The sequence below is a fragment of the Nonomuraea montanisoli genome, assembly GCF_013363975.1.
Taxonomy (GTDB): domain Bacteria; phylum Actinomycetota; class Actinomycetes; order Streptosporangiales; family Streptosporangiaceae; genus Nonomuraea; species Nonomuraea montanisoli.
Window position 1 is genome coordinate 579,300 of the sequence record NZ_JABWGN010000003.1, and the last position, 14,121, is coordinate 593,420.

Annotated in this window: 10 protein-coding genes; 2 read left to right on the forward strand and 8 right to left on the reverse strand. The window is 73.0% G+C overall.

Features of this window, described 5'->3' with window-relative positions; genetic code table 11:
- Positions 1–23 precede the first annotated feature (23 nt).
- From HTZ77_RS09525 to HTZ77_RS09540, 4 genes are all read right to left on the reverse strand, one after another.
- Entirely contained in the window at positions 24–1,424 is a 1,401-nt protein-coding gene (locus HTZ77_RS09525) for an MFS transporter (protein ID WP_328808502.1), read from the reverse strand.
- A 107-nt stretch (positions 1,425–1,531) separates the two neighbouring features.
- Positions 1,532–3,487, reverse strand: a complete 1,956-nt coding sequence (locus tag HTZ77_RS48115) for a tetratricopeptide repeat protein (protein ID WP_175589102.1) — start codon at positions 3,485–3,487, stop codon at positions 1,532–1,534.
- Between the two features lie 19 nt (positions 3,488–3,506).
- The gene (locus tag HTZ77_RS09535; protein ID WP_175589103.1) at positions 3,507–4,418 is read right to left on the reverse strand and encodes an SIR2 family NAD-dependent protein deacylase; all 912 of its coding nucleotides are present in this window, start codon (positions 4,416–4,418) and stop codon (positions 3,507–3,509) included.
- A gap of 24 nt (positions 4,419–4,442) precedes the next feature.
- Complete coding sequence (locus tag HTZ77_RS09540; protein WP_175589104.1) at positions 4,443–4,601, reverse strand: hypothetical protein; 159 nt, start codon at positions 4,599–4,601, stop codon at positions 4,443–4,445.
- A 204-nt stretch (positions 4,602–4,805) separates the two neighbouring features.
- On the opposite strand from HTZ77_RS09540, the gene fxsT reads away from it, so the two are divergent.
- On the forward strand, positions 4,806–7,313 hold the full coding sequence (fxsT, locus tag HTZ77_RS09545) for an FxSxx-COOH system tetratricopeptide repeat protein (protein ID WP_175589105.1): 2,508 nt from the start codon (positions 4,806–4,808) through the stop codon (positions 7,311–7,313).
- 47 nt (positions 7,314–7,360) lie between these two features.
- Here fxsT and HTZ77_RS09550 read toward each other — a convergent pair whose 3' ends face one another.
- A complete protein-coding gene (locus HTZ77_RS09550; RefSeq protein WP_175589106.1) occupies positions 7,361–8,593 on the reverse strand; it encodes an FxsB family cyclophane-forming radical SAM/SPASM peptide maturase in 1,233 nt (410 codons plus the stop codon).
- 183 nt (positions 8,594–8,776) lie between these two features.
- On the opposite strand from HTZ77_RS09550, the gene HTZ77_RS09555 reads away from it, so the two are divergent.
- Positions 8,777–9,871 carry a macro domain-containing protein gene (locus HTZ77_RS09555; protein WP_175589107.1) on the forward strand — a complete coding sequence of 365 codons (1,095 nt, stop codon included), beginning with the start codon at positions 8,777–8,779 and terminating at the stop codon, positions 9,869–9,871.
- Here HTZ77_RS09555 and HTZ77_RS09560 read toward each other — a convergent pair.
- The 3 genes from HTZ77_RS09560 to HTZ77_RS09570 form a co-directional block, all read right to left on the reverse strand.
- A complete protein-coding gene (locus HTZ77_RS09560) occupies positions 9,856–10,713 on the reverse strand; it encodes an N-acetylmuramoyl-L-alanine amidase (RefSeq protein ID WP_175589108.1) in 858 nt (285 codons plus the stop codon). The two genes, HTZ77_RS09555 and HTZ77_RS09560, sit on opposite strands and share 16 nt — an antisense overlap.
- Before the next feature lie 79 nt (positions 10,714–10,792).
- Complete coding sequence (locus HTZ77_RS09565; RefSeq protein WP_175589109.1) at positions 10,793–13,288, reverse strand: PEP/pyruvate-binding domain-containing protein; 2,496 nt, start codon at positions 13,286–13,288, stop codon at positions 10,793–10,795.
- Complete coding sequence (locus HTZ77_RS09570) at positions 13,285–14,061, reverse strand: TetR/AcrR family transcriptional regulator (RefSeq protein ID WP_175589110.1); 777 nt, start codon at positions 14,059–14,061, stop codon at positions 13,285–13,287. The genes HTZ77_RS09565 and HTZ77_RS09570 overlap by 4 nt, the downstream gene beginning before the upstream one ends.
- Positions 14,062–14,121: the final 60 nt, after the last annotated feature.

The window sequence follows — 14,121 nt, forward strand, 5'->3', positions numbered from 1 at the left end:
GCTATCGGGCGCGGTCGCGGCTCTCAGACGGTGACCTGCTGCGGCTCGTACACGGCGTCCTTGGCGGCCCCACGGGACGCCGGCGGCCGCGTGGCTCCCGCGTGCCCGGGCCCGGCCTCCCAGCGGGGAGACAGGCTGCGGCGCAGGCGGCGCACCCACGTGACGAGCGACGCGATCAGCAGCGTGAGCCCCAGCAGCGCGAACACGGTCAGATGGACGCCGAGGACCATGAGCAGGACGCTGCCGAACAGCGGGCCGACCGCGGACGCCCCGTAGCTCACCAGCCGGGAGAAGCCGGTGACGCGGGCGATGAGATCGGGATGGCTCCGGCCCGTCGCCGTCTTGATCGTCACGTTGCTGAGCCCGCCCGCCGCCCCCATGACGACCAGGCCGGCCGCGAAGAAGGCCGGCGTGTCGGTGAAGGCGATCAGCGTGAGCGACAGCACCCACAGCCAGGCGTGCAGGACCAGCGTGGAGCGGCCACGGCGGGTCAGCCCGGCGTGGTCGGTGACCTTGCCGACGATCGGCCGGCGGGCCGTCCTGCCGCCGAGCCACGAGGCGATCCGGCCGCGCCGCGGCGCGACGAGGGAGCCGATGAGCCCGCCCACCCCGCTCGCGGCCAGGACCAGTCCGGTGACGAGCGGCGAGGTGCCGTGGTCCACGCCCGAGGCGATGAACACGATGACGAGCGCCTGGAAGATCATGTTCGTGGCGGCGGTCATCCAGGTGGCGACCTGGAGGAAGGCGTGACTCCGCATGACCGTGATCCCGCGCCGGATCTCCTCGATCAGCGGCGCCCGGTCGCGCGAGGTGAACGACGACCCGAGCCCCCGCAGAGCCACGAGGAAGCCGCCGATCATCAGCAGGTTGGCCGCGAGCGGGACGGCCGGCGCCCAGCCGAACAACAGGCCGCCGAGAGGACGTCCGGTGAGCACCGCGATGTGCACACTGCTCTCATGGACGGCCATCGCATTCCCAATATCCCTTTTGCGGACTATCGCCGAAATAAGGGCGGTTTCTGCGAGGGAAGAGAAAACCGAGAAAGCGGCCTCGACGAACGCGACGGCGAGCAGGTGCCCGATACCGAGGCATCCCCACGCGAGGGCCAGGGCGACACTGGCGATCGCCACGCCCCGCATCACCTCGCTCCACCGCAGCACCAGCCGAGGGTCCCAGCGATCGACCAGAGCGCCCGCCGGGATGTAGAGCAACGTGGGCACCGTCCAGGCGAACACCACCCATCCCGCCCACACGACAGAGCGCCCGTCCAGGACGGCGAGCAGCGGATAGACCACGCCGAGCGCCCGGGTGCCGGCCATGGAAACGGCCGAACCCAGCCAAAGCCGCCGGAAACCGGGATAAGCGACAAGAACCGCCAACGGTCCTCGTCTCCTCACCTTGCCCTTCATACCGGCAGGAACCATGGAGCGAGTTTCGTCGGGTCCCGGCGGTAACGGGTCAGGACTCACCGCTGAATGCTAATGCAGAGCAAGCTTTGTCGATTCCGGGATCGCTGATTTAGCCAGGGGATTCAGCCCCGGAACAGGCGTTCGGCCACCTCGACCAGCGGCCGGGGAAGGGGCGGTCGCACGCCCTCCGCGAGGGCACGGCCGGCGAGGTCGGCGGCCTCGGCCCGCCGCCCCGCCGCCGCGCGGATCCGGGCCACCCGCAGCAGCACGATCACGCTCGTCTCGTGCTCGATCGGCGGTGCGAGGTCCAGCGCCTCGTCCACGCGCCCGTCCAGTGCCAGGGCCAGCGCGTACGCCGACCGGGCGGACGGCGAGTAGCCCCAGTCCAGCCGCCTGAGGTCGCGCAACGCCCGTGCGGGCCGGCCCAGGTCCGCCATGATCTCCCCGCGCGCCCGCAGCGCCCGCCGCTCGTCCCCCTCCTCGGCCAGCACGGCGTCGAGCAGGTCCACGGCGCCGTTCGCGTGCCCGGAGCACCACATCACCCAGGCGAGCTCCACCTGGACGCCCGCGTCACCGGGGCGCCGCAGGGCCGCGGCCCCGAGGTCGCGCAGCGCCGACTCGAACCGTCCCTGCGCCATCTTGATCTGGCTGATGGCCGTCAGCACCCCGGCGACCTGGCCCTCCGCGCCGGGCAGGGACTGGAGCAGGACGGAGGCCCGCCCGTAGTGGTCCACGGCGGCGTCGAGATCGTCGTCGCGGTAGGCGATGTCCGCCAGGAGTTGTTCCACGTCCGCCCGCTGCCGCTTGTCCGGCCCGCAGTGCCGCAGGGCCGTCCGCGCGTAGGCCCGGGCGCGCTCCAGGTCGCCGTCACCCAGGGCGCGCTCGGCCAGCCGCCGGTACTCGGCCGGGTCCGTCGGCCCGGCCGCCGCCCGGCTCTCCAGGCCCCGCGTCAGCGCCCGGACGAGGTGGTCGTGGGAGAGCCGCCAGCGGCTGCCGCCCTGCGGCCGTTCCTCCAGCCGCAGCACGTGCCGCCCGGCCAGCGCCCTGACGACCGCGTCCGGCAGCCCGGTGCTCTCCGCCGGTCCGGCCACCACGTCCTTGCGGCCGCCCTTCTCGTCGACGAACACCTCGCGCAGCCGCGCCCGCAGCCGCTCCGTGTCACCGTCGTAGGTCTCGCGGGCCACCTCCTCGATCACGGTGTCGTAGAAGTCGGCCAGGCAACGCCCGGCGTCTCCGAGTTCGCGTACGTGATCGGTGGTGACGACGGCGGCGTCCGCAGGCAGCGCGCTCCACAGCGCGGAGCACACCACCTGGAGCTGCAACGGCTCGACGAGGGGCAGCCGCTCCTCGATCTCGTCGCCCAGCGGGGTGATCCGCCGGACGGTCAGCAGGTCCTCGACCAGCCGCTCCGCCGCGCCCTTGGCGAAGCGGCGTCCGGCGGCCTGCGCGGGGCCGCGGACGGCGGCCTCCGCCGCCGCCGGTTCGAGGGCCTCGACGGCGTACTCGGCCGCCTGCCGGAAGACCTTCTCGCGCCGGTTCCGCAACGTGGGCAGGCCGTCCTCGCGGACCACGACGAGCGCGCGGAGGTCACGATCGCCTTCCAGGGCCGCGGCGAGCTGGGCGAGGAACTCCTCGCCGGCCGCCGGATCGCGACCGGGGGCCAGCAGGTCCTCGGCGCGGTCGACGGCGATCAGCGTGGGCATCGGGTCGCCGTACTGGTCGCGGCGGACGCGGCGCCGGGCCAGGAAGCCGGGGATCGTCACGTCGGACAACCGGGACGGATCCTCGTACGGCAGCCAGGACGAGAGCACGGCGAAGACGTAGGGGTTGGACCCGCCCCGCAGCACGACCGGGACACGCGCGCCGGCGGAGACGCCTCCGGCGGCGAGGGCGTCCACGACGTCCGGATCGAGGAGCGGCATGACGCCGGCCTGGAGCAGCGAGGTCTTCCCCGCGCCGGCGGGTCCGCTCAGGAAGGTCAGCGAGTTGGCCTGCCAGTGGTCGGCCAGCTCGCGCGCCTCCCGCGCCCGCCCGAAGAAGACGTGACGGTCCTCGGGCCGGAACGCGCGCGGCCCCACGTACGGCCCTCCCTGCTGCTCAGCTCTGCTGCGGGGTGTCATCATGTCGTCCCAATCGCCGCCTAAGCTCCCCCGTGAATTCGTCGATTGTCCCCCAGTAGATGGAAATGCGCCATTTGTCGAAGCGAGCCGCCTGATATTGCATCATGGAGGGACCGGAGCCCCCTTCAGGCCGGTGTCCCAGCGGCGGAAGCTGAACGCTCACGTGCCGGCGCCGGACCATTCCCGGCAACACCCGCTGCAGGCCGTTGAAGATGGTCCGGAAGGTCATGTCGCGCATTCCGTAACCGATGAACAGCAGTGATCGCGTCGTCAGGGCCGCGCGGATGACGGGCGGAATGATGTCGCGATCGGCCACCAGGCTGGTGATGAACTCCTCGTAATCGTCGTTGGTCAGCACGATCGACTGCGGCTGGCGCATGCTGCCGTGCAGGTGGTAGATCAGCGGCGAATCGGGGCGCGGGTTCCAGCCCGCCTCGCTGCTGAGCAGTTCCTGGCTGTGGTCGATCTGGTCATGCCACGGACAAATAGCGATATTTGGCTTTTTGTGGGCCCGGGCGAGTGCTTTTAGTAAGAAATCATCGTAATTCGTGGTGATGAAGATCGGCAGGGGAAGCTCCGCCAGCAGCGCGTACGGCTCCAGCCCCGCGCCCATGCCCTCCGCCCCCGCCCGGAACTCCTCACAGATCAGCGACTTCACGTACGGAACGTCCCCTCCGAACCACCACACGAGGTAGTCCGTCACCTCGGTCAGGTCGTCCGGCCGGTCGTAGGGGTACTTGTACTTCTCCGCCAGCCGCCGGCTCAGGCTTCTGGCGTCCGGGAGGACGCCGGCGCTGGCGCCGGCCCCCACGAAAGGCACGCAGTCACCCTTGATCAACTGATCGACCAGCCGATCCCATTCACCGTCCCGCCACTCGATCTCCGCCATCACTCGCCCGGGAGCCGCCTCCGCTCACACGGCGGAGTTGAACGCGGCGACCGCTTCCTCGCTCCTCGCGCGGCGCTGTTCGAGCGCGCGCATCAGCCTGGGGTTGCCGAAGCCCGGAAGATCCTCGAAGGGCAGATCCGGGACCTCGATGAGAACAGCCGCTCCGGACGACTCTTCACTCATGCATTTCTCCCTGCGGACGGTCCGGGCGCCGTATTCGGTCGCCCTTATCTCGCGATATGTGACCGGTGAATGGAGATGATCCCACCCTTGCGATCGTCCCATCGCCATATGCGATTCTGTGACGCGACGCCGCGCTGTTCAACCTTTAGGATCGCGGTATCGGAAAATAATCTTCCAGACCCCGGGAGGTTCCAGATGGTCTCGGTGGGCGATCACACGACACCGGAACGCGCTCCCGAGGTCTGGGGCAAGGTGCCGCCCCGAAACCGCAACTTCACCGGCCGGGGCGAGCTGCTCGCGCAGATCCGCCGGGGCATCGGCGAGGTGACCGCCGTCGTCCCCCTCCCGCAGGCGCTGCACGGTCTCGGCGGCGTGGGCAAGACGCAGCTCGCCATCGAGTACTGCTGGCGCTACCGGGGCGACTACGACGTCGTCTGGTGGATCACCGCCGACCAGAAGGCGCTGGTGCCGCCGGCGCTGGCGGCGCTCGCGCCGCGCCTCGGCGTCGCCCACGCCGACACGGTGGGCGTGGACGAGTCGGCCGAGGCGGTCCGCGAGGCGCTGGAGCGCGGCGACCCGTACAACCGGTGGCTGCTGGTCTTCGACAACGCCGACCAGCCCGAGTCCGTCAAGGGCTACATCCCCGCCAACGGCCACGTCCTCATCACCTCGCGCAACACCCGCTGGGACACCGCGGCCGAGACCGTGTCGGTCAACGTCTTCGCCCGCGAGGAGAGCGTCGAGTTCCTGACCAAGCGCCTGCCCAGGATCGCCCCCCGCGACGCCGACCGGGTCGCCGACGCGCTCGGCGACCTCCCGCTCGCGCTGGAGCAGGCGAGCCTGCTGATGGCCCAGACGGCGATCTCGGTGGAGGACTACCTCGACCAGCTCGGGGAGAACACGCGCGAGCTGCTGGCCCTCGGCCGGCCGACGGAGTACCCGACGTCCATGACGGCCGCCTGGCGGCTGTCGGTGACCCACCTGGAGGCGCGCCGTCCCGAGGCCATCGACATCCTGCGCTGCTGCGCCTTCTTCGGCCCCGAGCCCATCCCCCGCGACGTGTTCCGGCCGGGCCGCGGAGCGCTGCCGCCCCGGCTCGGCGAGCTGCTGTCCAGCCCCATCGAGCTCAGCAAGTCGATCGGCGAGCTCAACCGCTTCGCCCTGGCCCGCATCGACTCCGACAGCAGGACGCTCCAGGTCCACCGGCTGATCCAGGCCCTGCTGCGCGACGACCTCGAACCCGAGGAGCAGGCGCGGACCCGGCACGTCGTCCACCGGCTGCTGGCCAACGGCGCCCCGCACGACCCCGACGACGACACGACCTGGCCCCGCTGGGCCGAGCTGGTCGGCCACCTGCGGCCGTCCCTGGTCGCCGACTGCGAGGACGACGCGGTCCGGGGGTTCGCCATCAGGGTCATCCGCTACCTCTACCGGCGGGGCGACTACCGCACCGCGCGGGAGATCGCCGAGGAGCTGCTGGAGAAGTGGACGGAGAACTCCGGCCCCGGCGACCCCGACGTGCTCAAGGTGCGCCGGCACCTGGGCAACGTGCTCTGGCAGCTCGGCGAGTACGACGCGTCCTACACCCTGAACGAGCGGACGCTGGCGCTCATGCGCGAGACGCTCGGCGCCGAGGACGAGGAGACGCTGGGCGTCTTCAACACCTTCGGCGCCAACCTGCGGGCCCGGGGCGAGTTCACCAAGGCCGCCGAGGGCGACACCGCCTCCAGGGAGCTCCACGAGAAGGTGTTCGGCCGGGACGACCCCCGCACGCTGCGCGTGATCGGCAACCTGGCGCTCGACTACGCCCTCACCAGTGACTACCCGGCCGCGCGGAAGGCGCACGAGCACGCCTACCTGGAGCAGACCAGCGGCGCCGGCGGGGCGAGCCGGTGGGACATCCTCAACACGATGACCGGTCTGGCGCGCGTGGTGCGGCTGTGCGGCGACTTCTCCGACGCCTGCGACATCGGCGCGGAGGCGTACGACTACGGGCGCATCGAGCTGAGCCCGGACCACCCGCTCACGCTGAAGGCGGGCAAGGACCTGTCCATCGCCCTGCGGATGGCGGGACGCCTCGGCGAGGCGCGGGAGCTTGCGGAGCTCACGCACTCACGGCTGCGCACGCTGTTCGGCCCGCGCAACCCCGACACGCTGGCCGCCGCCGTCAACCTGGCCAACGCCCTGAGACGGCTGGGCGAGCTGGAGGAGGCGTTCCGCATGACGCGGGACACCGTCCCCCGGTACGCCGAGATCTACGGGCCGGGTCATCCCTACACGCTCGGCTGCCGGCTCAACCTCGCGCTGCTCTACCGGCTGCGCGATCGGCCGGACGAGGCCCTGGCCGTCAACGAGGAGGTGCGCGAGGCGCTGCACGCCGGCCTCGGGCCCCACCACGACTACACGCTGAGCTGCACCATCAACCTCGCCAGCGACCTGGCCGCGCTGGGCGACCACGCCGCCGCCGAGCGGCGCGGCCGGGAGGTCGTGCGCGACCTGCCGCGGCACTTCGACGAGGACCACTACATCACCTTCTCCGCCACCCACAATCTCGTCCTCGACCTGCGGGCCCTGGGCCGGGAGGAGGAGGCCGGCCGCCTGGACGCCGCGATGCGCGCCCGCCTGCACCGCGACCAGCGCACCTCCGACCACCGCAGGGAGATCCTGGAGCGCGGGCGCGCGAACATGGATTTCGACCCGCCGCCCCTGTGAGAAGCCCGCGGACGGTGCGGCCCCCCATCGCGTCCCCCGATCCGCCGTCACGCCTTCTCGGCGGACGCGGGCGGTCGCCGCAGGTCGGCGACGACGCGGGAGCGGATGTGCCCGATCAGCCGGTACAGGTCCGCGCAGTACACCGACGGGTTGCGGAACCCGGTCCCCGCCCGGTAGCGGTGCGGATAGAGCCCCGCCCCGCACACCCGCCCGAACCGGCACGCCCGGCACTCCTCGCCCAGCGCGGCCCAGCCGAGCTGCCGCGCCACCATGCCCGGGTGCCGCAGCGCCTCGTCGAACGGGTGGTCGGCGATGTTCAGCCCCGTCGCGGCGGCGCCGTGGCCGACGGCCTTGAGGGAGTCGGTCTGCTCGACGGTCCCGTCGGTCTCGACCACCACCAGGGTCGCCGGCGTCAGCCCCACGGCCTCGCTGGCCGACGCGCCGCCGAGGAGCAGCCGGATGATCTCGTGGAACAGCCTGACCACCGTCTCGTCCCGGTCGGAGCCGTACCAGCGGTCGAAGATCGCGATCAGCCAGTCGCCGTAGGGGGCGCGGCTCTGGTCGGGGGTGCGCTCCGGCGGGGGCGACTCCCAGGTGCCGTGCGGCAGCAGCAGGTCGATCACGGGCGGGTCGAACGCGATGAGCGACTCGTACGTCTCCAGGGGGTCGTTGGCCAGGTCGATCGTGCAGAGCAGCCCCGCGTACAGGTGCCGGTAGGCGGGGCGGGTCAGCAGGCGCAGGGCGGCGGCGACGGCGGCGTGGGTGCCGCGCCCGTCGGCGTGGCGGCGGTTGCGGTCGTGGGCGCGCGGGCTGCCGTCGAGGCTGACGCCGACCTTGAGGTCCAGCTCGCGGAAGGCGCTCAGCGCCCTCTCGTCGAGCAGCACGGCGTTGGTCTGGACGGCCGCGTCCACGCGCACGTCGGGGGCCGCCTCGGCGCGGATGACGCGGATCGTGTCGGCCAGGTGCGCGTACCCGGCCAGCAGCGGCTCGCCGCCGTGCAGGATGACCCGGACGGAGCGGAGCCCGTGGGCGCGGGCGTGCTCGGCGATGCGGCGGGCGGCGGCGGCCACGACGGCGGACGACATGACCATCGGCTGGGAGCGCCAGCTCTGGTCGCCCAGCGTGTAGACGTAGCAGTAGTCGCAGGCGAGGTTGCACCTGCTGTGCATCTTGAGCAGGAACTGCTGGAAGGGGCGGGGACGCCAGCCGTCCGCGACGAGCCCGTCGACGTCGAGCGTGGCGGGCCACTCACGCCCTGGCCGCGCCGCGCCGGAATTCATCGAGAAACACTCCCGTGAGCCCGAAAGCATGAGCAAATACCGATGGTAACCGGACCGCGGATGAATGGATACCGGCATCCCGCCGGGATTAAAGTGAATCGCTGTTTCCGTCGCGCGGGCGTTTACTCGTACGGTCCGCAAAAACCGGATAGTGCCGTTCCGATATCCGGGTGGGAGGCGCAGATGAAAGCGGAGCCGGTGGTTCTCGCCACGGCGGTGTTCAGCCTTCTCGTGGGTCTCGGCGCCTACGCCTGGCGCTCGCGGCGCGGCGACGGGGGCGGCTCCGAGCGGGCCTACGTGGTGTCCTGGCTGCTGATCTCGCTGTTCCCGGTGCTGCTGATCTTCTCCTTCTTCCCGCAGAGCGAGTTCTCGGCCGGGGTCAAGGGCGCCACCGCGACCGGCGCGGTGGCGCTGTTCGTGTTCCTGTGGTGGTACGGCACGCGGACCTCCCGGGCCGCCGCCACGGTGGACCGGCTGCGCGCGGAGCTGGCCGGGCGCACGCGGGAGGCCGAGGAGCTGCGGGCGCGGCTGCGGCTGCCCTCGCCCATCGAGGAGACCAGGACGTACGAGTACGTCCTGGACGGCGCCCCCGACCGGCGGCTCGTCGTGATCACCGGCGACCTGCGCGGCGTCAAGGGCGTGGACGTCTGGGTCAACTCGGAGAACACGGACATGCAGATGTGCCGGTTCCACGAGACCTCCATCTCGGCGATCATCCGGTACGAGGGCGCCCGGCGCGACCCGGTGACCGGCCGGGTCGTGGAGGACCTGGTGGCCGACGAGCTGCGCGAGCGGCTCGGCGGCCAGCCGTCGGTGGAGCCCGGGACGGCGGTCGTCACGGGCGCCCACGGGCTGGCCGAGCGGTACGGCGTCATGGGCGTGGTCCACGCGGCGGCCGTGCACGGCACGGGCGCCGGATACGGCCAGGTCGGCAACCTGGCCGCCTGCGTGCGCAACGCCCTGACGCGGGCCGGGGAGGTCCGCGACGGCGAGCGCGGGGCGGGGTCGGTGCTGCTGCCGATCCTCGGGGCCGGCACGGGCGGCGCTCCGATCGAGGCCACGGTCCGCACGATGGTCAACGCCATCGTGGGTCACCTGTCGGGCCCGCCGGAGCCGCGGACGCGCTCGGTCTACCTGCTCGCCCACACCGACGCCGAGCTGGCGGCCTGCGAGAGGGCGCTGGAGGAGTGCGAGCGGCTGCGGCCGGCGTTCACCCGGCCGAGGGCGAAACGGCGCCCTCGGGGCGGCGGAAAGGGCCCCGCTCATCCCTTGAGGTAGCGGGTGATCCCGGCCGCGAGCGCCGCGGCCATGCGCTGCCGGAAGCGCGGGTCGGACATCTTGCCGGCGTCGCCGCGGTTGCGCATGTTGCCGCACTCGATGAACACCGCGGGCCGCGCCGACAGGTTGAGGCCGCCCAGGTCGGTGCGGACCGACAGGCCGTTCCTGGCGGTGTAGGTGGCGAACGGCAGCCCGGTGAGACGGTGGAAGTCGTCGCGCACGTCGAGCCCCAGCCGCCGGGACGGCCGGATGATGGCGTCGTTGTGGCCGGCGACGAGGCCGGGCAGGATCACGTGGAAGCCGTGGCCGGAGGAGACGGCCCCGTCGCCGTGGACGGACAGGACGGCGTCGGCCCTGGCCTTGTTGCCGATGGCGGCCCGCTCGGTGACGCACGGGCCGACGCCCTTGTCGTCCGGCCGGGTGAGCACCACCTTGGCGCCCTCGGCCTGGAGCAGCGGGCGCAGGCGGCGGGCGACGTCCCAGGTGAAGGCGTGCTCCGGGTATCCGGCGTCGGTGCTGGTGCCGGTGGTGTTGCACGGCTTGCGCCCGGTGATGATGTCGACCTGGCGGTTGATCTGGGCGGGGTGGGCGGCGTTGCCGCCGTTGTGGCCGGGGTCGATCACAACGACCTTCCCGGCCAGCGGCTTCGCGGCCCGCTCGCCCTCGGGCCCGGTGGGCGTCGCCCGCTCGCCCTGCGGCTCGGTGAGCGGCGCCCGCGCGCCCGGGGAGCGCGTGCCGGGCGGCGTGGCGGCCTCGCGGGCGGGCGGGCTCGCGCCGCCGCACGCGGTGGCCAGTGCCACCAGCGCGGCGGCGATCGCCGGTGCCGTCCCATCGGCGCGCATGCCTCGTACCGTACCGGCCGCCGCCGCACGCCCCGGTCTGCGTTCCGCCCGTATTCGGAAGATCCCCGTCCGGTGGGGATCAGGGCAGCAGCTCGACGGTCCCCCGCTCCCCGTCCACGCGGACGCGGTCGCCGTCGCGCAGCCGCATGGTGGCGTTGCCGGTGCCCACCACGGCCGGGATGCCGAGCTCCCTGGCCACGATCGAGGCGTGCGACAGCGGCGCCCCCATGTCGGTCACGACGGCCGCCGCCCGCGGGAACATGGGCGTCCACCCCACGTTCGTCAGCGTCGTGACCAGGATCTCGCCGGCCCGCAGCCGCTCGCCGTCCTCGGGGCCGGACAGCACCCGCACCACGCCCTCCACGACGCCCGGCGCGCCGGGGAAACCGGTCACGGTGTCGGCGGCGGGCGCGGACGCGCCGCGCGCGTCGTACACGTCGGCGCGCCGGTCCGGGTCCGCCGCCCAGCGCACCGGGTCGAACGGGCCGACGATCAGCGCCGGGTACGGCGGCAGCGCGGCGTACCGCTCGTACGTGGCGCGACGCACCGGGACGCGGCCGAGCGGCCCGGACGAGCCGCGCAGCACGGCGAGGATCTCCTCCAGGTGGAGGAAGAACAGGTCGTCGCCGTGCCCGGTCAGCTCGCCGGCGCGCACCACGAACGCGCGCAGCACCCAGAACGCCCGCATGACCTCGGAGCGCGTGGCCTCACGGTCGCGCACCACCCGGTTCCAGCGGCGGACCCGCTCCCGCATCCTCGCCACCCGGCGCGGGTAGCGGCGGGCGAAGCGCTCCCAGGCGGCGTCGCGGGCCTCGCCCTGGCGTTCGAGCAGCGCCCGCGTGCCGGCGGTGGCGTCGCGCAGGCCGGCCAGCGCCGCGTCGATCCAGGCCGGGTCCTCGCCGGGCCGCGGCATCGACACCTCGAACTCGTGCGGCCCGCGGTGCCCGTAGGTCCTGGCCCAGGTGTCGCGGTCGATCTCGCCGGCGGCCAGCCGGGCCAGGCCGGTGACCGGCCCGAGGCTGGCCAGCTCGCCGTCGGCGCCCGCGCCGGTCAGCATGGCCTCGGCCTCCACCTCGCCCACCATGCGGCGCAGCCTGTCGCGGGTCCACACGAGCGTCGCGCCGCCCTGGCGGCCGGCCGCCTCCAGCATGCGGCAGGCGGTGACGACGTGCGGCTCGATCTCGTCCGCCCAGAGCGCGGCCAGCTCGGGGCCGGTCGCGGTGGCGGCGATCCGGGCGCGCAGCTCCTCGCACCGCCGCCGGGAGGTGGCGAGGAACGCGGGCATGCCCGTGAGGTTGTCGCGCACGCGGCGGCGCAGGCTCAGCGCCATGGGCAGCGTCCGTCTGATGATCTCCCAGCGCGAGGTGGACAGCAGCGGCACGTCGAGGCCGGGCGGCAGCTTGCCGAAGACCTGCTCCACGGCGCCGAGCCGGCTCCCCATGCCGAGGGCCCGGGCGATGGAGAAGGTCACGCTGAGGTTCATGTAGAAGCGGCCGCCGATGTTGCCGACCAGATCGAAGCCGGGCAGCGTCGAGGCGTGCATCGCCTCGTGGATGAACAGCCGCACGAACGACCAGGTGGCGGGCGTCATCACGTCGGGGATGGCCTCGCCCAGGTTGCCTGCGGTCCACAGGTCGCCGCCCTTGAGGCTGTCGTTCCACTCCTCGACCTCGGGGGCGAGGTTCGTGACGGGCCGCGCCTGGAGAACGAACAGCTCGCCGTCGCGGCGGGCCCACTCCACGTCCATCGGCGTGCCGTACAGCTCCTGGATCCGGGCCCCCAGCTCCGCCAGCCGTACGGCCTGCCGGTCGTCCAGCACCGGACGCCGGCGCAGTTCGGCGGGCACGGGCTGCTCCCGGGTGCCGCCGGGGACGCGCACGGTCATCACGGCCTTGTCGCCGATCCGGGTCTCGGTGACGGCGCCGCCCGACACGACGACCGTGTCGGGGGTGACCTGGCCGCCGACGACGGCCTCGCCGAGCCCCCAGGAGGCGTTGACGACGGTACGGTCGCGGGCGCCGGTGACGGGGTCGGCGGTGAACATGACGCCCGCCGCGTCGGCGTCGACGAGTTCCTGCACCACCACGGCCAGCGCCACGTCCTCGTGCGGCACGCCGTTGTGCTCCCGGTAGGCGACGGCGCGCTCGTTCCACAGCGACGCCCAGCAGCGCCTGACCGCGTCGAGCAGCCCGTCGCGCTCGACGCCGAGATAGGTGTCCTGCTGGCCGGCGAACGACATGTCCGGCAGGTCCTCGGCGGTGGCGGACGAGCGGACGGCGACGACGGCCCGCCCGTCGCCGAGCGCGTCGTAGGCGGCGCGGATCTCGGCGGCCAGGCCGGGCGGCATCTCGTGCCGCGCGAACAGCTCGGCGACGCGGGCGGCGTCGCGGCGTCCGGCGGCCTCGGCGACCTGCTCGCGGAAGCCCGCGGTGAACTCCCGGTAGGCGGCCGTGGTGACGTGGAACCCGCCGGGCACGGGCAGCCCGGCGCGGCTCAGCCGCGCCAGCGAGGCGCCCTTGCCGCCGACCGTCTCCAGGTCGGCGCCCTCGTCGTCGAACGGCAGCACGGCCTTCATGCCCGGCTCCCCTCTGCGCCCGCCGGCGCCACGAGGTCTTCTTGGGGGATGTCGAGGGACGCCGCCAGCTTGGTCAGCGCGATCTCGCGCATGCCGGCGACGTAGCCGGCGGTGGCCTGCCGCACGGCGCTCGCCCCCTCCTCGTCCAGGGGCGTCCCCGAGCCGATGGCCAGGTCCACGGTCTCGGCGATCAGGTCGGGCAGCCGCTCCTCCGCGGGCTCGGACCCAGGCGGCAGCATGCCCCGCGTCATGAGGAACCCGTAGAGCACGGCGCTCAGCACGGAGATCCGCTCCCCCGGCGTCGGGCCGGGACGCAGCGCGCCGTGCCGGCCGAGCACCGCCAGGTAGTCCTCGAACGCGGCCATCTGCCCGGCCAGGGCCTGGGAGGCGTCGGCCGTGCCGAGCCGCTTCTGCCGTACGAGCTTGCCCAGCACCTCGGAGTCGCCCGTCATCAGCGCCGTCATCAGCGGCCGGCGCAGCAGGCCGGCGGCGAGCTCGCGGACCAGCTCGCGCAGCGTCGCGGGCGCGGCGGCGGCCACCTCCTGCAGCATGTCCACCCGGTCGCGGCGCAGCAGCGCGGCGAACAGCGCCTCCCGCGTCTTCCAGTGCAGGTAGATCGTGCCCTTGGCGACGCCCGCGCCGCGGGCCACGTCGTCGATCGTCGTCTTGTCGTAGCCCCAGCGCAGGATCAGCTCCGCGGCGGCGTCGAGGATCCGGTGCGCCCGCTCCAGCCTGCTCGCCGGATCCTGCGGGGGCCTTCCCGTCCTGACCATGTCGTCTCACCTCAGTTTCGTGACTGGATAAGACTATGCAGTCAATCAATTCATCGCAAC